The following is a 21679-nucleotide window of genomic DNA, read 5'->3' as shown; positions in this document are numbered from 1 at the left end:
CTCAGGCGGGCGACTCCTCGGGCGTCCACGCCTGAGGCAGCGCCGGGCTGCCCGGGAACAGGAAGTCGACGAAAGCCTTTGCGGTGGGCTGTGGTTCGTGATTGGCCAGCCCGGGCCGCTCGTTGGCCTCGATGAAGACGTACTCCGGCTCGGTGACATCGGGCACCAGCAGGTCGATCCCGGTGACGGGGATGCCGATCGCGTGGGCGGCCCTGACCCCGACGTCGCACAGGTGGGGGTGGACCTTGGCGGTCACGTCGTGAATGGTGCCGCCCTGATGCAGGTTCGCGGTGCGGCGCACCCGCAGCCGCTCGCCTTCGGGAAGCACATCGTCGAACGACCAACCCGCCTCGGTGACCGTCGACTCGGTGACCGCGTCGATCGGGATGCGCGATTCACCGCCCGTGGCCGCCGCCCGGCGCCGGCTCTGCGCCTCGATCAGCTCGCGCACCGTATGGTGTCCGGTCCCGACGACCTCGGCGGGCTTGCGCAGCGCCGCGGCCACCACCTTGCCGTCGATGACCACCAGCCGAAGATCGTCGCCGGGTGCCCGCTGCTCGATCAGCACGTGCGGATGTTCTTGGCGGGCGCGGGCCAGCGCGGCGTCCAAGTCCTCGGCGCTGCTGATACCGACGGTGATGCCCTTGCCCTGCTCACCCCGCGTCGGCTTGACCACGACGTCGCCGACCTCCTCGAGAAACTCGTGGTCCTTCTCGTCGAAGGTCGCCAGCCTGCCCTTGGGCACCGCGATCCCGTTCTCGGCCACCAGCCGCCGGGTGAGGCGCTTGTCGTCGCAGCGCGCCATCGCGACCGCGGAGGTGAACTCCGACAACGACTCCCGGGTGATGACGGTGCGGCCGCCGTGAGACAGGCGCATCTCACCGGCCTCGGCGTCGAGCACCTCGACCCAGATCCCGCGGCGCATGGCCTCGTCGGCGATGATCCGCGCGTACGGATTGAGGTCCTCGACGGTTTCGGGCGGGTGGGTGAACAGCGGTTCGTTGATCGCGTTCTTGCGCTTGACCGCCATCACCGGGACCCGCTCGAAACCGAGCTTCTCGTAGAGCGAGATCGCAGCCGCGTTGTCGTGGCTGACCGACAGATCCATGTACGCGCGGCCGCGTTCGCGGTAGATCGCGGCCAGCGCCCGGGTGAGCGCCGCGCCGACACCGGGCAGGCTCGTCGCCGGGTCGACAGCCAGCGTCCACAGGCTCGAACCGTTCTCCGGATCGGAGAACAGCCGTTTGTGGTCGACACCGGTCACCGTGCCCAGCACGGACCCGTCGTCGTCACGCACCGCGACCAGATAGTCGAGGGCGTCTTGAGTCCGGTGGTTGTTCCACAGCACTTCGACGGGCGCGGGCACCATGCCGCAGCGCACATACACGCGGTTCATCTCGTCGGCGTCGTCGGCGCTCTGCAGCGCACGCACCGAGAACCCGTTCGGCGTCTTGTCGGGCTCGGCGTCCTCGGTGAACCGCAGCCGGTAGGTGTGGCTCGGATCGATGAAGAGTTCGGCGGGCGCCATCGACACCAGGACGTGGGGTTCGCGCGCGTAGATGCAGATGTCGCGTCGCCCGTGTCCCTCATGCCTGAGCACTTCGGCCAGCTTGGCGGGGTCGGCGAACGTCTGACCGAAAATCAATCGGCCCCAACCCATCTCGATGACGACATCGTCGGCCATCGCATCGACGAGATGCTGCGGTGACGCGTCGTGCAAGCCGAGGGTGATCGCTTCGGTCTGCTCCGCGTCGGGCCCGAGCGCCGTCATGCCGCGGGTCCGGTGATGCCGTGTCGCTGCAACCACAGCTCGAGCAGCGCCAGTTGCCAGAGTTCGTTGCCGCGCAGCGGCGTCAGGCGTCCGTTCGGGTCGGCGAGTAACCGGTCGATCGCGGCGGGCCGGAACAGGTCACGTTCCTTGGCCGCGGGCGCGTACAACGCGTCGCGCACCATGTCCAGGTACGGGCCCTCCAGATGGGTGAGCGCAGGCACCGGGAAATAGCCCTTCGGCCGGTCGATGACGTCGGACGGAATCACCTGGCGCGCGGCCTGCTTCAGCACGCCCTTGCCTTCGTGGGCGATTTTCAGCTCGGGCGGGCAGGTCGCGGCGAGCTCGACGAGTTCGTGGTCGAGGAACGGCACGCGACCCTCCAGGCCCCACGCCATCGTCATGTTGTCGACGCGCTTGACCGGGTCGTCGACGAGCATGACGGTGGTGTCCAGTCGCAGACCGCGGTCGATGCCGGTCTCGGCGCCCGCCCGCGCGAAGTGCTCGGTGACGAAGTCCAGGCTCGGGTCGCCGTCGACGGCGAACGCCGGTGTCACCAGCGCGTCGTAACCCGCGCGGTCGCGGTCGAAGAATGCCTTGCGGTAGCTGGCCACCGCCCCGTCGATCGACGCCGCGTCCGGTCCGCCCAGCGGGGGATACCAGTGGTATCCGGCGAACACCTCGTCGGCGCCCTGACCCGACTGCACGACCTTGACGTGCTTGGCCACCTCCTGGCTGAGCAGGTAGAAGGCGACGCAGTCGTGGCTGACCATCGGTTCACTCATGGCGCCGATCGCGCCGTCGAGCGCGGGCAGCATGCGGTCGGTGCCGATGCGGATCTGGTGATGGTCGGTGCCGAAGTGCTCGGCGATGATGTCGGAGTACTTGAATTCGTCGCCGGCCACACCGCCGACCGATTCGAAGCCGATCGAGAACGTCTTGAGCCCGTGCTGTCCCGCCTCGGCGAGAAGCCCGACGATCAGGCTGGAGTCGACGCCGCCCGAGAGCAGGCAGCCGACGGGCACGTCGGCGACAAGGCGTCGCTCGACGGCCACGCGCAGAGCGTCGAGAACCGCGTTCTCCCAATCCCGTTCGGACCAATCGGCCCGGTCGGCCCTGCGGGTGAAGTCGGGCTCCCAGTACGTCGTCGTCGTGCGGCGGCCGTCGGGCTCGATCGCCACCAGCGACGCCGGCGGCACCTTGGCCACCCCGCGCAGGATGGTGCGCGGCGCGGGCACCACCGAGTGGAACGACATGTAGTGGTGCAGTGCGACCGGATCGATACGGGTGTCCACCGATCCGTCCCTGGCGGCACCGGCCAGCAGTGCGGGCAGCGACGACGCGAACCGGACGCGGGCGGAATTCTCGCTGATATACAGCGGTTTGATGCCGAGTCGGTCGCGACCGAGCAGGACCCGGCCGCTGTCACGCTCGACGATCGCGAACGCGAACATGCCATGGAGGTGGTCGACGAACCGATCGCCCCAGTGGTGATACGCCTTGAGTAGCACCTCGGTGTCGCTGTGCGAGAAGAACCGATAGCCATGGCCGCTGAGCTCGCGGCGCAGCTGCTTGTAGTTGTAGATACAGCCGTTCCACGCGATCGCCAACCCCAGCTCGGGGTCGAGCATGGGCTGACCGCCCGCTTCGGAGAGATCGATGATCTTCAGGCGACGGTGACCCAGCGCGACCCTGCCCTGAGACCAGGCGCCCGCCGAGTCCGGGCCCCTCGGTGTCATCGCCTCGGCCATCGCCGAGACAGCTGCTACATCAGGTATCCGGCCGTCGAGACGCACCTCGCCGGTGGCTCCACACACGCCCTCGACATTACCCCTGTTGACGGTAGCGAAACCTGTTACGGGTGTGACGTGGGTCTAGTCAGCGCTGGTCGCACCGCAAAACCGCCGACGCGGGGTTACCCACGGGCAACGTGTGGCGCCGCGGCGGCTCAGTCGGTGCGGCCCTTGAGGATCTCGTCCTCGATGGTGCCGCCGAGCCCCTCGGCGCTCGGGTCGTAGCCGTGCAGGCCGCCGGTGACGGCGTACTCCTCCTCGGGCGACAGCACCAGGCGGTGCCTGCCGTAGAAGCCGAACACCAGCAGCCCCAGGATGTAGAAGATGACGATCGCGATGACCGCCGGCCGGTAGTCCGGGTTGACGAGGATGCCGACGAATGTCACCGCCGCGATGACCAGCGCGACGACCGCACCCGAGTTGCCGGTCGGGCTCACCCACGGTCGTCGCGCGTTGGGGAACTTTCGCCGCAGCAGGATGAACGAGACCATCTGCAACCCGTATGCCAGCACCGCGCCCCACACCGCGATGTTGAGGACCACCGCCCCGGCGCCCTCGTTGTAGTTGACGATGAGCAGCGCGACGAATCCGATGACCGCGCCGGCCAGCAGCGCGACGTACGGTGTCTGCCGAGAACCGGTCAGCGACAACGTCTTCGGGTAGTAGCCGGCGCGGCTCAGCGAGTACATGTTGCGGCCGTAGGCGTACATGATGCCCTGCAGGCTGGCCAGCAGGCCGATCAGCGCGAACGCCGACAACACCGCGGCGAGGTTGGCGGGCAGGAAGGCACGGAAGCCGTCGAGCAGCGGTTCGTCCGAACTGCCCAGCGCCTCGGACCCGGTCACCGCCGGGTTGAGGAAGAACACGATCGCACCGCAGCCGATCAGCGAGAGCAGTCCCCAGATGCCGGCGCGGGGAATGTCGCGGGCGGGGTCGTGTGCCTCCTCGGCCGCCAGCGGAAGTTCCTCGATGCCCAGGAAGAACCACATCGCGAACGGCATCGCGTACAGGATCGCCACCCAGCCGAACGGCAGGAACGTCGACGAACCCGCGGCGGCCGGATCGGGCGCGATATCGAAAAGCTTGCTGAAGTCCACGGCGCCGTTGGCGATGGCCAGGATGCCGAACAACACCAGGATGTCGATCGACAGGATCGCGACGACGAGGGCGAACTTGAACGAGATCTCCGCTCCCCACGAGTTCAGCCCGACGAAGAGCGCATACAGGACGACCCACCACACCCACATCGGCAGGGAGAGGTTGAACAGATCGGTCGTCACGGCGTTGGCGTAGGAAGCCGAGAAGTAGACGATCACCGCGGTGGTGAACACGTACTCGATGGTCTCGGCGAACCCGGTGACGAAGCCGCCCCACGGGCCCATCGCGGCGCGCGCGAATGAGTACGCGCCGCCGGTATGTGGCATGGCCGCCGACATCTCCCCGATCGAGAAGAGCATGCCGAAGTACATGATCACGATGACGACCGAAGCGATCGCCAAGCCGCCCCATCCGGCCGCGCCGATGCCGAAGTTCCAGCCGGAGAAGTCGCCGGAGATGACCGCGGCGACGCCGATGCCCCACAGGCCCCAGAAGCCTGCGGTGCGTTTGAGTTGCCGCTTCTCGAAGTAGCCCTCGCCCGCTTGGCTGTACGTGACCCCGCCCGAGCGCTTCATCTTGTCCCGTGCCTGATCCTGGGCCACGTGGTCGCTCCGTTCTTGCGGTGATGGGGCATAGGGAGAATAAACTTGCAAAGGTCTGGTGTCCTACCTTTGGAAGTGACTTTTCTGTAAAAGCCTTGGGCGAAGGCCGGAGCGAGCCGCATCCAATGGTTGACTACCCGCAATCTCGCGCTGTCGAAGGAAAGGCCCACCACGGATGAGCGTCACATCGGGCATGTTGTCGCAGACCGACCTCGAGCGCATGGTCGGCGACGGCGAGATCGACACGGTGATCGTCGGGTTCTGCGATATGCAGGGCAGGCTCACCGGGAAGCGGGTGTCGGCGCGGCTGTTCGTCGAGGAGGTCGCCGAACACGGCGCAGAGTGCTGCAACTATCTGCTGGCGGTCGACGTCGACATGAACACCGTTGACGGCTATGCGATGTCGAGTTGGGAGACCGGCTACGGGGACATGGTGATGACGCCGGACTTCTCGACGCTGCGGCTGATTCCGTGGCTGCCGGGCACCGCGATGGTGATGGCCGACCTGGGTTGGCACGACGGCAGCCCGGTCGAGCAGGCCCCCAGGAGCATCCTCAACCGTCAGATCGACCGGCTCGCCGAACGCGGTCTGGTGCCCTACGTGGGGACCGAACTCGAGTTCATGGTGTTCGACGACGGCTTCCGCGAGGCGTGGGCCAAGGGTTATCGCGGATTGACGGCGGCCTCGGACTACAACGTCGACTACGCGATGCTCGGCTCGACCCGGATGGAGCCGCTGCTGCGCGACATCCGGCTCGGGATGACCGGCGCGGGCATGTACTGCGAGGGTGTCAAGGGGGAGTGCAATCTCGGACAGCAGGAGATCGCATTCCGCTTCGACCATGCCCGGGTCACCTGTGACAACCACACGATCTACAAGAACGGTGCCAAGGAGATCGCCGACCAGCACGGCAAGAGCCTGACGTTCATGGCGAAATTCGATGAGCGCGAAGGAAACAGCTGCCATGTGCACATCTCGCTGCGAGGCGACGATGGCAGTCCTGATGGCACGGCGGTGTTCGCCGACGACACCGACCCGCTCGGAATGTCGCCGATATTCCGCAGCTTCGTGGCCGGCCAACTGGCCACGATGCGGGAGCTGACGCTGTTCTACGCACCGAACATCAACTCCTACAAGCGGTTCGTCGACGGCAGTTTCGCCCCGACCACGATCGCGTGGGGTCTGGACAACCGGACCTGCGCGCTGCGCGTCGTCGGCCACGGCCACGGCATGCGGATGGAGAACCGGGCCCCCGGCGGTGACGTCAACCAGTACCTCGCGGTCTCGGCGTTGATCGCCAGCGGTCTGTACGGCATCGAACGCGAACTCGAGTTGCCCGAGCCGATGGAGGGTAACGCCTACACCAGTGGTGTCGAACGGCTTCCGACCACGCTCACCGAGGCCGCGGCGCTGTTCGAGAAGTCCGAGGTGGCGCGGCACGCGTTCGGCGACGAGGTGGTCGAGCACTACCTCAACAACGCCCGCGTCGAATTGGACGCGTTCAACGCCGCCGTCACGGACTGGGAAAGGATCCGCGGTTTTGAGCGGCTCTAATGTTTCGGCGGGCGGGCAGAAGCGCAGACCCGTACTCGGGCTGACCACCTACCTGCAGCAGGCGCAGACCGGGGTGTGGGATGTGCGGGCGAGCTTCCTGCCCGCGATCTACTTCGAGGGTGTCGAACTGGCCGGCGGGATCTCGGTTCTGCTTCCGCCGCAACCCGTCGACGACCACATCGCCGATCGGGTGCTCGACGGGCTCGACGGCGTCATCATCACCGGTGGCCGCGATGTCGTGCCCGCGCACTACGGCCAGGAACCGCACCCGGCCACCGACGCCGACGTCGAAGACAACCGGCGCCGTGACCAGTTCGAGTTCGCGCTGGTGCGCGGCGCGCTGCGGCGCGGCATGCCGGTGCTGGGCATCTGCCGCGGCGCCCAGGTGCTCAACGTCGCGCTGGGCGGCACACTGCACCAGCACCTGCCCGACGTCATCGGGCACAACCGCCATCAGCAAGGCAACGCCGTGTTCGCGACGTCGACCATCCGCACCGTTGCGGGCACCCGGTTGGCCGAGCTCATCGGCGAGTCGTCGGACGCGCAGTGCTACCACCACCAGGCGATCGACCGACTCGGCGACGGCCTGGTGATCAGCGCGCAGGACGACGACGGTGTCATCGAGGCGGTCGAAGTCGACAGGGCCACGCGCCCGGACGACTTCGTGCTGGCCGTGCAGTGGCATCCCGAAGAGCGCCTCGACGACCTGCGGCTGTTCGCCGCCGTCGTCGAAGCGGCGGACGCATACGCAACAGAAAGGGCGAACGCTTGAGCACATCCGACGTGATCAACCCGGCGACCGAGGAGCTGCTGCGTACCGTCGCGCAGACCGACGAGGCCGCGGTCGACGATGCGGTGGCCCGGGCGAAAGCGGCGCAACGGGATTGGGCGCGGCAGGCGCCCGCCGAACGGGCGGCCGCGTTGCGCGCATTCGCGGCGACGGTCGACGCGCACGTCGACGAGCTGGCGGCGCTCGAAGTCGCCAACTCCGGGCACCCCATCGGTAACGCCGAGTGGGAGGCCGGCCACGTCCGCGACGTGCTGCAGTTCTATGCCGCCACACCGGAACGCTTGTCCGGCAAGCAGATTCCGGTCGCGGGCGGTATCGATGTGACGTTCAACGAGCCACTCGGCGTGGTCGGTCTCATCACGCCCTGGAACTTCCCGATGACGATCGCCTCGTGGGGTTTCGCGCCTGCGCTCGCCGCGGGCAACGCGGTGCTCATCAAACCCGCTGAGTGGACGCCGCTCACCACGATCCGGCTGGGGGAGTTGGCCGTCGAGGCGGGGATCCCTGCCGACCTGTTCTGTGTGCTGCCCGGTAAGGGTTCGGTGGTGGGGGAACGATTCGTCTCGCACCCCGACGTGCGCAAGGTGGTGTTCACCGGTTCCACCGAGGTCGGCACCCGCGTCATGGCGGGCGCGGCCAAACAGGTCAAACGCGTCACCCTCGAATTAGGTGGCAAAAGCGCCAACATCGTCTTCGACGACTGTGATCTGGAGCAGGCGGCGGCCACCGCGCCCTACGGGGTGTTCGACAATGCGGGCCAGGACTGCTGTGCGCGTAGCCGAATATTGGTGCAGCGCAACGTCTATGACCGCTTCATGGAACTGTTCGAGCCCGCGGTCAAGGGTGTGGTGGTCGGTGACCCGCGCGCCAAGGACACCGAGATGGGTCCGCTGGTGTCGAAGGGGCACTGGAGCACCGTCGCCTCGTTCGTGCCCGACGATGCGCCCGTCGCGTTCCGCGGCTCGGCTCCCTCAGGCCCGGGGTACTGGTTCCCGCCGACGGTGCTGACGCCGCAGCGCACCGACCGCACGGTGCGCGAGGAGATCTTCGGCCCGGTGGTCACCGTGCTGCCGTTCGACGACGAGCCCGACGCGATCGCACTGGCCAACGACACCCCCTACGGGTTGTCCGGGTCGATCTGGACAGAGAACCTGTCGCGTGCGGTGCGGGTGTCGCGGGCGGTGGAGGCGGGCAACCTGTCCGTCAACTCGCATTCGTCGGTGCGGTACAACACGCCGTTCGGTGGCTTCAAACAGTCCGGCCTCGGACGCGAACTCGGCCCTGATGCGCCGCTGTCGTTCACCGAAACCAAGAACGTGTTCATCGCCGTGCAGGAGGCACCCTAGATGGATCTGACGCAACGACTGGCGGGCAAGGTCGCCGTCATCACCGGTGGCGCCAGCGGCATCGGCCTGGCGAGCGCCAAGCGGATGAAGGCCGAGGGCGCGACCGTCGTCATCGGCGACATCGACCCGGCGGCCGGAAAGACCGTCGCCGACGATCTGAACGGCACCTTCGTCCAGGTCGACGTCTCCGATCAGGTCGCGGTGGACAAGCTGTTCGACACCGCCGCCGAGACACACGGATCGGTCGACATCGCGTTCAACAACGCGGGCATCAGCCCACCCGAGGACGGTCTCATCGAGGACACCGGCGTCGACGCCTGGCAGCGGGTGCAGGATGTCAACCTCAAATCGGTGTTCTTCTGCTGTAAGGCGGCGCTGCGGCACATGGTTCCGCAGCAGAAGGGGTCGATCATCAACACCGCGTCGTTCGTCGCGGTGGTCGGCTCGGCGACGTCGCAGATTTCCTACACCGCATCGAAGGGCGGTGTGCTGACCATGTCGCGTGAACTCGGTGTGCAGTACGCGCGGCAGGGGATTCGCGTCAACGCGCTGTGCCCCGGGCCCGTCAACACGCCGCTGCTGCAGGAGTTGTTCGCCAAGGATCCGGAGCGCGCGGCACGACGGTTGGTGCATGTGCCGGTGGGCCGGTTCGCCGAACCGGAGGAACTCGCCGCCGCGGTCGCCTTTTTGGCCAGCGATGACGCGTCGTTTGTCACCGCGTCGAGCTTCCTGGTCGACGGCGGTATCGGCGGCCACTACGTCACCCCGCTGTAGTCATGTCGGCCGACTCGGACGCACCAATGGCGCACGCGGGGTTCACCGCATTGGCGGCCGCCGAAGCGCTGCTGCGTCCGGTACGTGGGGGTAACGCCTTCGAGGACACCGTCGCCCGGCTCCTGCAGACCATCCGGCTCGGTGTGCTGGCACCCGGCGAATGCCTGCCGCCCGAACGCGAACTCGCCTCACGTCTCGGCGTCAGCCGCGACACCGTGCGCGAGGCGATCAAGTCGCTGTCCGATGCGGGTTATCTGGTATCCCGGCGCGGACGGTACGGAGGGACGTTTCTCGCCGACGAACTGCCGCGACCTATTGCGCGAACCGACGCGGTGACGCGCGCGGAGATCGACGACGCACTGCGCCTGCGGGAGATCCTCGAAGTCGGCGCCGCGCACATGGCGGCCAGCCGCACGCTGAGCGCATCGGAGCGCGAACAACTGTGGGCCCGGATGACCGACGTCCGCGCCGCTGCCGCCGACGACTACCGCCGGCTCGACTCGCGCCTGCACCTGGCGATCGCCGAAGCCGCCGGATCGCCGTCGCTGGTCCCGCTGCTGGCCGAGAACAGGATGCGGCTCAACGCCCTGCTCGACCAGATCCCGCTGCTGCCACGCAACATCGCCCATTCCGACGAGCAGCACGAGGCGATCGTGCTCGCGATCCTCGCAGGCGACGGCGACCGAGCGGCATCAGCGATGCGGACTCACGTCGGGGGGTCGGCCGCGCTGCTGCACGGCTTCCTCGACTAGGCCTCACCTTTTTTCGCGCGAGCGTGCGTGTTTGGCGACAACACGCCACCGATTTCTCGACATTCGCGCACGGTCATGCGCCCGCGAGCGTGCGCATCGGCGCTACATTGAGTCCCGTGAACGAGCCCGTCGGCCAGGTGGACGTCGAACGCGCGGCATCCGCGCTGGCCGACGTCGACACCGCCAGCTGGACGCAGCGATTCGACCTGCTGTCGGACCCGCATCGGCTGGAGATCCTGCTCACGCTGCACCGGGTGCCGGGGATTCGTGTGGGAGACCTCGCAGCAGCGCTGGGCCGCTCGGAAAACGCCGTCTCCCAAGCGCTTCGCGTGCTGCGCCAGCAGGGCTGGGTCAGCGCCACTCGGGTGGGACGGGCCGTCAGCTACCGCCTCGACGACGAGATCGTGCACGACCTGCTGCACTGGATCGGCGCTCGGCACGGTTGACGCCGTTTCCGCCCTACACACGCTGTTCTGGTGGAGGCTGTATGCCGTGGCGGTGGACGACCGGCCCCGCGACCGGCCTGAGGTTGAACGCCACCGCATTGGCGACGGCGGAACACTTGACGAGGACAAGACATGGCAACTACCGGACAGAACACGACGACGGGTGACGGCGATCGCCAGCTCAAGGCCAAACATCGCGCGTTATGGGCCTCGGGTGATTACCCCACCGTCGCATCCGAACTGATCCCCGCACTCGGTCCTGAGTTGGTCCGAGCCTGCGGGGTGCGTCCCGGCGATCGCGTGCTCGACGTCGCGGCCGGCTCGGGCAACGCGGCGATTCCGGCGGCGGAGCTCGGCGCCGTGGTCACGGCGAGCGACCTCACCCCGGAGCTCTTCGACGCCGGGCGTCGGATCGCCGCGCAGCGCGGTGTGAGTCTGGAGTGGGCGGAGGCCGACGCGGAGGCACTGCCGTTCGCCGACAACGGCTTCGACGTCGTGATGTCTTGTGTCGGTGCGATGTTCGCACCGCATCATCAGGAAACCGCCAGCGAACTGATCAGGGTGGCCCGTCCCGGCGGAAGGATCGGGATGATCAACTGGACGCCCGAAGGTTTCATCGGGAAGTTGTTCGCGACCATGAAGCCCTACGCGCCCCCGCCGCCGGCGGGGTCGGCCCCGCCGCCGCTGTGGGGCAGTGAGGAGCACGTGCGCGCGCTGTTCGGTGATCGGGTCACAGACCTGACGATGCGCCGCCAGACGGTGCGGATGGACCAGTGCGCCACACCGCTTGAGTTCCGTGAGTACTGGAAACGCAACTACGGTCCCACGATCGCCGCGTACAAGTTCAACGAGAACGACCCCGAGCGCGTCGAAGCGCTGAACGAGGATTTTCTCGCCTTCCTCGAGCGGTCCAATCAAGGCGTCGCCGAAGAGGGGTTTTGGGAGGCCGAGTACCTCCTGGTGACAGCGACCAAGCCGTAACGCCCGGCGCGGACTCCGTCTGAACATCTGTTCAGCTAGACATGTGTTCATCTGGAGCTCTAGGCTCGCGGGGTGACCTACTCGTACGTCGCGATGCATATGAGCGACGGCATCGTCAACGCCCCGACCTCCGTCGTCTTCGGCCTCATCGCCGTCGCTGTTGTCGCACTGTGCACGGCCAAGGCCAGAAACGAACTCGACGAGCGCACGGTGCCCCTGGCAGGCCTCGTCGCCGCGTTCATCTTCGCCGTCCAGATGATCAACTTCCCGATCCTCCCGGGGGTCAGCGGGCACCTGCTCGGCGGCGCGCTCGCCGCGATCCTGGTCGGCCCCTACACCGGGGCGCTGTGCATCGCCATCGTGTTGGTCGTACAGGCGCTGCTGTTCGCCGACGGCGGGGTCACCGCGCTGGGCACCAACATCGTCAACATGGCGGTGATCGGTGTCGCGGCCGGCTATCTGACCGCCGTCCTGCTCTACACCTCGGTCAGGAAGCGCGCCGAAGTACCAGTGGCCGGCTTGGGCGTGATCGCCTTCGTAGCCGCGCTGATCGGAACCATCTGTGCGGCAATGGGCTTCGTCGTCGAATACGCGATCGGTGGAGCGGCCACCACGTCGCTCGGCGCGGTGACGGGCTACATGCTCGGAACCCATGCCCTGATCGGCGTGGGAGAAGGCATCATCACCGCCGTGACCGTGATGGCCGTCGCGCGTTCGCGCCCCGACCTCGTCTACCTGTTGCGCCGCACCCGGCGGGAGGTTGCGGCGTGAGGTCGCGCTGGCAGTTCTTGGCGATTTTCGCGGCCGTCACGCTGCTGATCGCCGGGGTGGTGTCCTACTTCGCCAGCTCGAACCCGGACGGGCTCGACTCGACGACGCTGCGCGGGTGCGAGGTCGTCGAGACCGCCGACGGCGAGGAACTCACCGGCGAGTGCATCGCCCAGCACGCCGAGGAGCACAGCCTGGCGGCCTCCCCGCTCGCCGACTACGCCATCGGCGGACGCGACGGCTCCGGCGGCCTCGCCGGGATCATCGGCGTGCTCGCGACGCTCTTCGTCGCAGGATCGGTGTTCTGGCTGATCGCGCGGAGCCGCAGAGCGACCGACCGCAGCGGATCGGGCTGACCATGGGCGCGGGCGCTCACCCCCTCTACCGGCACGACGACTCCGCCGTGCACCGCGCCCCCGCCGAGGTGAAGGTCGTCTGCCTACTGGTCTTCGTGCTCGCGGTCGTTGCGACCCCGCGGGAGATGTTCTGGCCCTTCGCCGTCTACGCGCTGATCGTCGTCGGCATCTGGCGTCTCGCCCGCATCCCGCTGCGGTGGGTCCTGCCCCGGATGCTGATCGAAGCGCCGTTCCTCGTCCTGGCTGTGCTGCTGCCCTTCGCCGAGGGCGGCGAACGTATCGACGTTGCAGGACTGGCGCTTTCGGTCAGCGGGTTGTGGGCGGCATGGGGCATCGTCATCAAGGGCACGCTCGGGGTCGCGGCGGCACTGACCGTGGCCGCCACCACGTCGACTACGGAGCTGCCCACCGCGCTGGGCCGGCTCGGTGTGCCCGCGATTGCGACGTCGGTGCTGGTGCTGATGATCCGCTACGTCGATTTGCTGACCGCCGAGGCCGGCCGGATGCGCATGGCGCGCATATCGCGTGGCGATTCACCGCGCGTCCTGCATCAGGCCGGTGCGATCGCCAAGGGTATCGGCGCGCTGTTCCTGCGGTCCTACGAACGCGGTGAGCGGGTCTACGTCGCGATGCTGTCGCGCGGGTTCGACGGCAACGCACCGGATCTGGCCGTGATCGGTGCGCCACCGCGCGCCGTCGCGTCGCAGTGGGTGATCGTGATGGCTCCCGCCGCGGCCGCGGTCGCGGTTTCCGCGTCGGCGTGGGTGCTGCGATGAACGCGATCACGATAGAGGGTCTGCGCCACGTCTACCCTGACGGCCACATCGCCCTCGACGGTGTCGACCTGACCGTGCGCGGCGGCGAACGCATCGCCGTGCTCGGCCCCAATGGCGCGGGCAAGACCACGCTGATGTTGCACCTCAACGGTGTGCTGACCGCGACGTCGGGTTCGGTGCGCATCGGCGATGTCGCGCTGACCCGCAAGACGCTTCACGACGTGCGCAGACGTGTGGGCCTGGTCTTCCAGGACCCCGACGACCAGTTGTTCATGCCGACCGTCGCCCAGGATGTGGCGTTCGGTCCCGCGAACTTCGGGTTGCGCGGTGACGCGCTGGCCGACCGGGTCCGAGAAGCGCTCCAGACGGTGTCTCTGACCGAGGAGGCCGACCGCAGCCCCACCCACCTGTCGGCGGGCCAGCGTCGCCGTGCGGCGTTGGCGACCGTACTGGCATGCCGGCCCGACATCCTTGTGCTCGATGAACCGTCGGCGAACCTGGATCCGGTCGCTCGCCGGGAACTGGCCGAGACGTTGTCCGCGCTGGACTCCACGATGTTGATCGTCACGCACGACCTGCCCTATGCCGCTCAGCTGTGCGAGCGGGCGGTCGTGATGGATCGCGGCGTGATCGTCGCCGACGGGCCCATCCGGGAGATCCTCGCCGACACCGAGCTGCTCGCCACGCATCGCCTCGAGCTGCCCTGGGGCTTCGAGGTGCCCACCCGGCCCTGACTTGTGCACATCGAGGAGCGTTGAGCGCTCCCAAACGTGCACAAACCGCCGGCAAGTCAGTGTCGTCGGGACGGCGGCCACGGCGGCTCGCCGCACAGCGCCAGCAATGCGTTCTCGACGACCTCCGGCAGGGCGGGATGAATCCAGTACTGCCCGCGCGCCATCTCCTGCGCGGGCAGGTCGAACGCCATGCCCTGGATGACCGGCTGGATCAGCGATGACGCCTGATGGCCCATGATGTGCGCGCCGAGGAGCAGCCCGGTGTCGTCATCGACGATGACTTTGGCGATACCGGAGGTGTCCTCCATCGCCCACCCGTAGGCGACGTCGGCGTAATCCTGGATCTTCACCCGGATCCGGAAACCCTGTGCGCGCGCCTCGTTTTCGGTCAACCCGACGCTGGCGATCTGCGGGTCGGTGAACACCGCCGACGGGACATGGCGGTGGTTGGCAGGCATGAGCGCGTCCGTGTCGTCCCAGTCCTGCAGAAGATTGTGTTTGACGACGCGCGCTTCGTGGTTGGCCACATGCTTGAGCTGGAAGTCCGACGACACGTCGCCGAGCGCGAAAATGCCGCGGGCGGTGGTGCGTTGGTATTCGTCCACCACGACCTGTCCGCTCGCGGCCACCTTCACACCGGCATGCACTGCGTCGAGCAGGTCACCGTTGGGGACGCGGCCGGTCGCCACCAGCAGGACGTCGCCGCGCAGTGTCGAGCCGTCGTGACAGGTGACTTCGACGCCGCCGTCGACCTCGCGGGCATCGGCCAGCTCGTGATGGTTGCGCACCTCCCACTTCTTGGCGGCGAGGTCGGTGAAGCGCATCGCGATGTCGTCGTCGTGGCCGCGCAGCAGGGTACTGCCGCGGATCAGCAGCGTGATCCTGCTGCCGAGCGACGAGAAGATGTGGGCGAATTCGCAAGCGACATAACCGCCGCCGACGATGATGAGGTGTTCGGGCAGATCGGTGATCCGCATGATCGTGTCGCTGGTGTGGTACGGCGCACCGCATTCGCTGACCGCGTCGGGCACGACAGCGCGAGAACCGGCCGCGATCACCACCTGGTCGGCGGTGAACTCGTCGCCGTCGTCGGTGCGCAGCGCATACCGGCCGTCGGGTCTCGTGGGCGCAAACCTGGTGTGGCTGGAGAACACCTGCACATTCGGTGAGGAGCGACGGTAGTTCTCTCCCGCTACGGCCAACGGGTCGATCCGTCCGAACACCCTCGAGACGATGTCGGGCCACCGCACCGCGTCGATGTGCGCGTCGACACCGTATCGCGCCGCGTCCCTGACGGTGTCGGCGACGCCCGCCGCGTAGACGAACATCTTCGTCGGGATGCAACCGACATTGAGACACGTTCCGCCGAACACACTCTGCTCGCAGATCGCGATCTTCTTGTCGATGTAGCGCTCGTCGAGGATCGAGTTGCCCGAGCCCGCTCCGATGATCGCGATGTCGAAGTGCGTCATGACCAGCCTCCTGGGGATCGGGTGACGGCAGAGCCGCGGGCGGCCGGATCGAGGTACCAGTCCAGCCACCGGTCCAGTTCGCCGTAGGCGGCCCGTCGTGCCTCGGGTACCGACAGGAACACGTCGTGCTTGGCGTCGGCGATCGGCACGATCGTGGTCCTGTTGCCGATGCATCCGGCCCACCGGGCGATCTGTCTGACGTCGAGCACCGCATCGCCCTTCTGAATCGCGTCCGGATCCTTCACCTCGCGCACGCTGCGGTCCGAGCGCAGAACGAGGTTCGGTACGCCGACATCGAGACCGCGGTGCAGTCTCGCGTGGCCGCGGCGGATGGCGGCGATCCAGCCCGTCGTGACGGGAAAGCCGCCGACGGGCTTCCACTTCAGGTCGTAGTCGAAGTCGCCGTGGTAGTCGCGGTGCAGCGACGAACCGTAGCCACCCTCGCTCGGCGGGCGCACCACCAGCCGCTTTTTCACCCGCGAGACGGCCCCCAGTGCGGCGCGCGTCGGTGCGGCCCGAAGGATCGACGGCCCCTGCAGGTCAAGCCACGGGCTGTTCAGCACGAGGCCGCCGATGCGCTTGCGCCCGGTCCGCCCGCGCCGACGCATCCGGTCCAGCCACAGCGACACGATCAGCCCACCGGCCGAGTGCCCGTACACCAGGACCTCGGCCGGGGACACCGAGCCGATGATGTCGAGTGCACGTTCGAGTTCGACGTCGTAGCGGGCCAGGTCGGTGGTGAAGTGAGGGGTCTGGCCCTCGCGCCACGAACGCCCGCATTTGTGCAGGTCGATGGCGTAGAACGCGAATCCGCGACCGGCGAAGTGGTCGGCGAGCTCGGTGTTGAAGAAGTAGTCGGTGAACCCGTGCACCAACAGCACCGCGCGCGAGGCCGACCGATCCGGTTCACCGCGCCGAACCAGGGTGGCGACGAGCTCGCCCTCCCCGTCCGGGTCCGCGCCGAGGGCCATCGTGTGTTGCCAGTAGCCCGGCAGCACGTCTGCCTTCCAGTCGGGCACGACAGCAACGATAGCCGCGACAGCCGGTACCGCTGGCCGAAGCGGCGCTATGGCGTTCTGCGCGCGGCGATCGCGCGGGGATTGAGAACGCGCTTCGCGGGCTAACCTGATGATCGACCATGGCCGCCGCCGCGCGGGAAAACCGAGTCCAGTCGGGGGAACTGAGAGTGTCTGACGAACCGAGGAAGACAGACGTCGTGCTCATCGGGGCCGGCATCATGAGCGGAACGTTGGGCGCGCTGCTGCGACAGCTGGAGCCGGACTGGGACATCACACTGATCGAGCGCCTTGACGCGGCGGCCGCCGAGAGCAGCGACGCGTGGAACAACGCCGGTACCGGCCACTCGGCGCTGTGCGAGCTGAACTACACCCCGCAGCAGCCCGACGGGTCGATCGACATCTCCAAGGCCGTGCGCGTCAACGAGCAGTTCCAGGTGACGCGCCAGTTCTGGGCGTACGCGGTCGAAAACGGGTTGATCAGCGATCCGCGCAGTTTCCTCAACCCGATCCCGCATGTGAGTTTCGTGCACGGCGCCGAAAACGTGAAGTATCTGCGGCGCCGCTACGACGCGTTGGTGACCAACCCGCTGTTCGCGCGCATGGAGTACATCGACGACGAGGACGAGTTCACCCGGCGGCTGCCGCTGATGGCCGAGAAGCGCGACTTCTCCGAACCGGTCGCGCTCAACTGGACCGAGCAGGGCACCGACGTCGACTTCGGCGCCCTGTCCCGCCAGCTGCTCGGCTACGTCGCCCAGCGCGGTATGACCACATACTTTGGGCACGAGGTGCGCGATCTGAACCAGGAGTCCGACGGTTCGTGGACCCTGAAGCTGGTCAATCTGCGCACCGGGCGCACCAGCAAGCTCAAGGCCGGCTTCGTGTTCGTCGGCGCGGGCGGCGGGGCGTTGAACCTGTTGCAGAAGGCAGGCATGAAGGAGGCCAAGAACTTCGGCGGCTTCCCGGTCAGCGGCAAGTTCCTGCGCACCGACGTCCCGCGCCTGACTGATGCGCATCAGGCCAAGGTGTACGGCCAGCCACCGGTGGGTGCGCCGCCGATGTCGGTTCCGCACCTGGACACGCGCGTGATCAACGGCCGGTCCTGGTTGCTGTTCGGGCCGTTCGCCGGCTGGTCACCGAAATTCCTCAAACAGGGCGACGTCTTGGACCTGCCCGAATCCATCACGCTCAACAACGTCGCGTCGATGGTCAACGTCGCGCTCACCCAGTTCGGACTGCTCAAGTACCTGGTGGGCCAGCTGATGTTGTCGGACGCCGAGCGAATCGAAGCACTCCGCGAATTCGCGCCCAGCGCAAAGGAATCCGACTGGGAGCTCAACGTGGCGGGGCAACGGGTCCAGGTCATCTGCGGTAAGAGCGGCAAGGGTGTGCTCGACTTCGGCACCACCGTGCTCACCTCCGGTGACGGCACCATCGCCGGGCTGCTCGGCGCTTCCCCGGGAGCCTCGACCGCGGTGCCCGCGATGATCGACGTGCTGCAGCGCTGCTTCGCCAAGCGCTATCCGGCGTGGGAGTCCGAGATCAAAAAGATGGTGCCGTCGCTGGGACACGAGTTGTCTTCCGAGCCCGCACTGTTCGACGAGGTGTGGTCGCACGGAACGCGGGTCCTGCGTCTCGACGAGTCCTCGGCGGTGGCCACGGGATGACGGTTGCGCTGCGCCGCAGTTGGTCTCGAGACCTCGACGCCGCAACGCTCTACGAACTGCTCAAGCTGCGGGTCGAGGTCTTCGTCGTGGAGCAGGCCATTCCGTATCCAGAACTCGACGGCCGGGATCTTCTCGCCGAGACGCGGCACTTCTGGCTGGAAACGTCCACCGGTGAGGTGATTTCGACGCTGCGTCTGATGGAGGAGCATCCCGGCGGGCAGAAGGGCTTCCGCATCGGCCGGGTGTGCACCAAGCGTGAGGCGCGCGGGCAGGGGCACAGTACGCGACTGCTGCAGGCCGCGCTGGCCGAGGTGGGCGACTATCCCTGCCGCATCGACTCCCAGACCTACCTGGCCGATATGTATGCCGGCCTCGGCTTCGTCCGCGACGGAGAGGAGTTCATGCAGGACGGCATTCCGCACGTCCCTATGCTGAAGCCGTGACCTATCCCTTCAGCGCGATCGTCGGGCATGACCGTCTGCGGCTGGCGCTGCTGCTGTGCGCGATCCGCCCCGACATCGGAGGGGTGCTGATCCGCGGGGAGAAAGGCACCGCGAAGTCGACGGCGGTGCGCGGGTTGGCCAAGGTGCTGGAAGCGGCCGCGGCGGCGGACGGGGCGACGGGCGCCACTGGGCAGCTGGTCGAACTGCCGATAGGCGCCACCGAGGATCGGGTGGTCGGCTCGCTGGATTTGCAGAAGGTGCTGCGCGACGGTGAGCACGCGTTCTCGCCGGGACTGCTCGCCCGCGCGCACGGCGGTGTGCTCTACGTCGACGAGGTGAACCTGCTGCACGACCATCTGGTCGACGTGCTGCTCGACGCCGCGGCGATGGGCCGGGTGCACGTGGAGCGCGACGGGGTGTCGCACAGCCATGAGGCACGCTTCGTGCTGATCGGCACGATGAATCCCGAAGAGGGCGAACTGCGTCCGCAGCTGCTCGACCGGTTCGGGCTCACCGTCGACGTGCGGGCGTCGCGCGACGTCGACGTGCGCGTCGAGGTGATCCGACAACGCATGGCGTATGAGGCCGATCCCGCCGGATTCGCCCAACGCTACGCCGAAGAGGACGACGAGCTCGCGCGCCGTGTGGCGGCGGCCCGCGCTTCGGTCGACTCGGTTTCGTTGCCCGACAGCGAATTACGTCGGATCGCGGCGCTGTGCGCGGCGTTCGACGTCGACGGCATGCGTGCCGACCTGGTCGTCGCCAGGACCGCTGTCGCACACGCCGCGTGGCGCGGAGCCGAGGTGGTGTCCGAAGAGGACATCCGGGTGGCCGCTGAACTCGCGCTACCGCACCGCCGACGCCGCGACCCGTTCGACGACCCGGGCCTGGATCCCGGCCAACTCGACGACGCGATGGCGCAGGCCGACGAGGCCACCGACGAGAATCCCGACCCCGAACCAGATCCCGAGCCACCAGGCGGTGGCGCGTCGTCGTCGCCGGAGGGTGACGGCCGCGATGGGCAATCGTCACAACGGAATTCGGGGAGTACTTCGCGTCCCAGCGCCGCACCCTCGGCGGTGTTTCGCACCCGCTCGCTGGTGGTGCCCGGTGTGGGGGAGGGAGCGCCGGGCCGCCGGTCGCGGGCGCGTAACCGCACCGGCAAGACGATCTCGGCCACGCCCGACGGCCGGACCGGTCACGGTGTGCACGTGTTCGGCACCCTGCTGGCCGCCGTGGAGAGTCAACGCAGGCCCGGAGCGCCCCGGCCCCAACCGGGCGATGTGCGGCGCGCGATCCGGGAGGGCCGCGAGGGGAATCTGGTGATCTTCGTGGTCGACGCGTCGGGTTCGATGGCCGCGCGCGACCGGATGTCCGCGGTCGGGGGTGCGGCGCTGTCGCTGTTGCGCGACGCCTACCAGCGCCGGGACAAGGTCGCCGTGATCACCTTCCGCCAAAGCGACGCGAGAGTCCTGCTGCCTCCGACGTCGTCGGTGCATATCGCCAGCCGGCGTCTGGCCCGCTTCGACACCGGCGGCAAGACGCCTCTGGCGGAAGGCTTGTTGGCGGCGCGCGACCTGGTCGTGAGGGAGAAGGCCCGCGACCGCGCCCGGCGCAGCCTCGTGGTGGTGCTGACCGACGGCCGCGCCACCGGCGGTGCCGACCCGTTGGGGCGCACGCGCTCGGCCGCCGCGCGGTTGGTGGCCGAGGGCGCCGCCGCGGTCGTTGTCGACTGCGAAACGTCGTATGTGCGGTTGGGTCTGGCCGCAGAGCTCGCCGAACAACTGGGCGCCCCCGCGGTGCGGTTGGCCCAGCTGCGGGCGGACAGCCTCACCGACGTGATCCGCACCGCCGCCTGATACGGGCCACAAGGAATAGGCCACAAGGAGTAGGGAGAGGTAGGTATGCCTCAGGGTCAGCCGCTGACGGTTCCCGACGACGGGTTGACCACCCGCGCACGCCGCAACGCCCCGCTGTTCGCCGTGCACACCGGTGCGGGTAAGGGCAAGTCGACCGCCGCGTTCGGCATGGCGCTGCGCGCATGGAATCAGGGCTTTGACATCGCGGTGTTCCAGTTCGTCAAGAGCGCCAAGTGGAAGGTGGGGGAGGAAGCGGCCTTCCGCGAACTCGGAAAACTGCACGACGAGCACGGCGTCGGGGGACCGGTGCAGTGGCACAAGATGGGTTCGGGGTGGTCCTGGTCGCGCAAACACGGCGACGAGGTCGACCACGCCGCGGCGGCGGCCGACGGCTGGGCCGAGATCGCGCGGCGGATCGCCGACGAATGCCACGATTTCTATGTGCTCGACGAGTTCACCTATCCGCTGAAGTGGGGCTGGATCGACGCGGACGAGGTCGTCGAGACTCTCCGCTCGCGACCCGGGATGCAGCACGTCGTCATCACCGGTCGCGACGCCCCGCAGCAGTTGCTCGATGCCGCGGATCTGGTCACCGAGATGACCAAGGTCAAGCACCCGATGGATGTCGGGCGCAAGGGTCAGAAGGGCATCGAGTGGTGACGCTCGATCGGCGCGAGCGA

At 67.8% G+C, this 21679-nt stretch carries 20 protein-coding genes; 15 read left to right on the top strand and 5 right to left on the bottom strand.

Annotation, left to right across the window (positions count from 1 at the left end):
- Nucleotide 1: 1 nt before the first annotated feature.
- The 3 genes from ngg to A5759_RS12125 form a co-directional block, all read right to left on the bottom strand.
- Complete coding sequence (gene ngg, locus A5759_RS12135) at nt 2-1771, bottom strand: N-acetylglutaminylglutamine synthetase (protein ID WP_068197761.1); 1770 nt, start codon at nt 1769-1771, stop codon at nt 2-4.
- A complete protein-coding gene (locus A5759_RS12130) occupies nt 1768-3585 on the bottom strand; it encodes an N-acetylglutaminylglutamine amidotransferase (protein ID WP_068197758.1) in 1818 nt (605 codons plus the stop codon). The genes ngg and A5759_RS12130 overlap by 4 nt, the downstream gene beginning before the upstream one ends.
- A gap of 131 nt (nt 3586-3716) precedes the next feature.
- Complete coding sequence (locus A5759_RS12125; protein WP_068198307.1) at nt 3717-5234, bottom strand: amino acid permease; 1518 nt, start codon at nt 5232-5234, stop codon at nt 3717-3719.
- A 202-nt stretch (nt 5235-5436) separates the two neighbouring features.
- On the opposite strand from A5759_RS12125, the gene A5759_RS12120 reads away from it, so the two are divergent.
- From A5759_RS12120 to A5759_RS12070, 11 genes are all read left to right on the top strand, one after another.
- Nucleotides 5437-6816 carry a glutamine synthetase family protein gene (locus A5759_RS12120; RefSeq protein ID WP_068197755.1) on the top strand — a complete coding sequence of 460 codons (1380 nt, stop codon included), beginning with the start codon at nt 5437-5439 and terminating at the stop codon, nt 6814-6816.
- On the top strand, nt 6803-7588 hold the full coding sequence (locus tag A5759_RS12115; protein ID WP_082962089.1) for a gamma-glutamyl-gamma-aminobutyrate hydrolase family protein: 786 nt from the start codon (nt 6803-6805) through the stop codon (nt 7586-7588). The genes A5759_RS12120 and A5759_RS12115 overlap by 14 nt, the downstream gene beginning before the upstream one ends.
- A complete protein-coding gene (locus A5759_RS12110; RefSeq protein ID WP_068197753.1) occupies nt 7585-8952 on the top strand; it encodes an aldehyde dehydrogenase in 1368 nt (455 codons plus the stop codon). The genes A5759_RS12115 and A5759_RS12110 overlap by 4 nt, the downstream gene beginning before the upstream one ends.
- Complete coding sequence (locus tag A5759_RS12105; RefSeq protein ID WP_068197750.1) at nt 8953-9726, top strand: 3-oxoacyl-ACP reductase; 774 nt, start codon at nt 8953-8955, stop codon at nt 9724-9726.
- A gap of 2 nt (nt 9727-9728) precedes the next feature.
- A complete protein-coding gene (locus tag A5759_RS12100) occupies nt 9729-10478 on the top strand; it encodes a FadR/GntR family transcriptional regulator (RefSeq protein ID WP_068197748.1) in 750 nt (249 codons plus the stop codon).
- Between the two features lie 116 nt (nt 10479-10594).
- Nucleotides 10595-10924 (top strand): helix-turn-helix transcriptional regulator, encoded by a 330-nt coding sequence (locus A5759_RS12095; protein WP_164673997.1) that lies wholly within the window; start codon nt 10595-10597, stop codon nt 10922-10924.
- 132 nt (nt 10925-11056) lie between these two features.
- On the top strand, nt 11057-11905 hold the full coding sequence (locus A5759_RS12090) for a class I SAM-dependent methyltransferase (protein WP_068197747.1): 849 nt from the start codon (nt 11057-11059) through the stop codon (nt 11903-11905).
- Nucleotides 11906-11998: 93 nt separating this feature from the next.
- Nucleotides 11999-12676: an energy-coupling factor ABC transporter permease gene (locus tag A5759_RS12085; protein ID WP_068198299.1), complete on the top strand. Its 678-nt coding sequence runs from the start codon at nt 11999-12001 to the stop codon at nt 12674-12676.
- Entirely contained in the window at nt 12673-13029 is a 357-nt protein-coding gene (locus A5759_RS12080) for a PDGLE domain-containing protein (protein WP_068197739.1), read from the top strand. Before A5759_RS12085 ends, A5759_RS12080 begins: the two co-directional genes overlap by 4 nt.
- A 2-nt stretch (nt 13030-13031) precedes the next feature.
- Entirely contained in the window at nt 13032-13805 is a 774-nt protein-coding gene (gene cbiQ / locus A5759_RS12075) for a cobalt ECF transporter T component CbiQ (protein WP_066843017.1), read from the top strand.
- Entirely contained in the window at nt 13802-14539 is a 738-nt protein-coding gene (locus A5759_RS12070; RefSeq protein ID WP_068197736.1) for an energy-coupling factor ABC transporter ATP-binding protein, read from the top strand. Before cbiQ ends, A5759_RS12070 begins: the two co-directional genes overlap by 4 nt.
- A gap of 56 nt (nt 14540-14595) precedes the next feature.
- Here the strand turns inward: A5759_RS12070 and mtr are convergent, their stop codons facing one another.
- Entirely contained in the window at nt 14596-16011 is a 1416-nt protein-coding gene (gene mtr, locus A5759_RS12065; protein WP_068197734.1) for a mycothione reductase, read from the bottom strand.
- Entirely contained in the window at nt 16008-16982 is a 975-nt protein-coding gene (locus tag A5759_RS12060; protein WP_068198297.1) for an alpha/beta hydrolase, read from the bottom strand. The genes mtr and A5759_RS12060 overlap by 4 nt, the downstream gene beginning before the upstream one ends.
- Nucleotides 16983-17149: 167 nt before the next feature.
- Between A5759_RS12060 and mqo the strand changes: the two genes are divergently transcribed.
- From mqo to cobO, 4 genes are read left to right on the top strand one after another with little or no spacing between them, the layout of a single operon-like run.
- Nucleotides 17150-18697, top strand: coding sequence for a malate dehydrogenase (quinone) (mqo, locus tag A5759_RS12055; protein ID WP_082962088.1), 1548 nt, complete (start codon nt 17150-17152; stop codon nt 18695-18697).
- Complete coding sequence (locus A5759_RS12050) at nt 18694-19140, top strand: GNAT family N-acetyltransferase (protein ID WP_068197732.1); 447 nt, start codon at nt 18694-18696, stop codon at nt 19138-19140. The genes mqo and A5759_RS12050 overlap by 4 nt, the downstream gene beginning before the upstream one ends.
- A complete protein-coding gene (locus A5759_RS12045) occupies nt 19137-20999 on the top strand; it encodes a magnesium chelatase subunit D family protein (protein ID WP_068197729.1) in 1863 nt (620 codons plus the stop codon). The genes A5759_RS12050 and A5759_RS12045 overlap by 4 nt, the downstream gene beginning before the upstream one ends.
- 45 nt (nt 21000-21044) lie before the next feature.
- Entirely contained in the window at nt 21045-21659 is a 615-nt protein-coding gene (gene cobO, locus A5759_RS12040; protein WP_068197726.1) for a cob(I)yrinic acid a,c-diamide adenosyltransferase, read from the top strand.
- Nucleotides 21660-21679: the final 20 nt, after the last annotated feature.

This window comes from Mycobacterium sp. 852014-52144_SCH5372336 (assembly GCF_001665615.1).
Lineage (GTDB): Bacteria > Actinomycetota > Actinomycetes > Mycobacteriales > Mycobacteriaceae > Mycobacterium > Mycobacterium neumannii_A.
Note: the sequence above shows the minus strand (reverse complement) of the source record. Positions and strands in the feature narration are given on the sequence as shown.

Bases quoted from the DNA above. Each gene is read 5' to 3' on its own strand.
- A5759_RS12085 (WP_068198299.1), top strand. From the start codon at position 11,999: ATGCATATGAGCGACGGCATCGTCAACGCCCCGACCTCCGTCGTCTTC.
- cobO (WP_068197726.1), top strand. From the start codon at position 21,045: ATGCCTCAGGGTCAGCCGCTGACGGTTCCCGACGACGGGTTGACCACC.
- ngg (WP_068197761.1), bottom strand. From the start codon at position 1,771: ATGACGGCGCTCGGGCCCGACGCGGAGCAGACCGAAGCGATCACCCTC.
- mtr (WP_068197734.1), bottom strand. From the start codon at position 16,011: ATGACGCACTTCGACATCGCGATCATCGGAGCGGGCTCGGGCAACTCG.
- A5759_RS12090 (WP_068197747.1), top strand. From the start codon at position 11,057: ATGGCAACTACCGGACAGAACACGACGACGGGTGACGGCGATCGCCAG.
- A5759_RS12120 (WP_068197755.1), top strand. From the start codon at position 5,437: ATGAGCGTCACATCGGGCATGTTGTCGCAGACCGACCTCGAGCGCATG.
- cbiQ (WP_066843017.1), top strand. From the start codon at position 13,032: ATGGGCGCGGGCGCTCACCCCCTCTACCGGCACGACGACTCCGCCGTG.
- A5759_RS12125 (WP_068198307.1), bottom strand. From the start codon at position 5,234: ATGAAGCGCTCGGGCGGGGTCACGTACAGCCAAGCGGGCGAGGGCTAC.
- A5759_RS12050 (WP_068197732.1), top strand. From the start codon at position 18,694: ATGACGGTTGCGCTGCGCCGCAGTTGGTCTCGAGACCTCGACGCCGCA.
- mqo (WP_082962088.1), top strand. From the start codon at position 17,150: ATGGCCGCCGCCGCGCGGGAAAACCGAGTCCAGTCGGGGGAACTGAGA.
- A5759_RS12100 (WP_068197748.1), top strand. From the start codon at position 9,729: ATGTCGGCCGACTCGGACGCACCAATGGCGCACGCGGGGTTCACCGCA.
- A5759_RS12105 (WP_068197750.1), top strand. From the start codon at position 8,953: ATGGATCTGACGCAACGACTGGCGGGCAAGGTCGCCGTCATCACCGGT.
- A5759_RS12070 (WP_068197736.1), top strand. From the start codon at position 13,802: ATGAACGCGATCACGATAGAGGGTCTGCGCCACGTCTACCCTGACGGC.
- A5759_RS12060 (WP_068198297.1), bottom strand. From the start codon at position 16,982: ATGGCCCTCGGCGCGGACCCGGACGGGGAGGGCGAGCTCGTCGCCACC.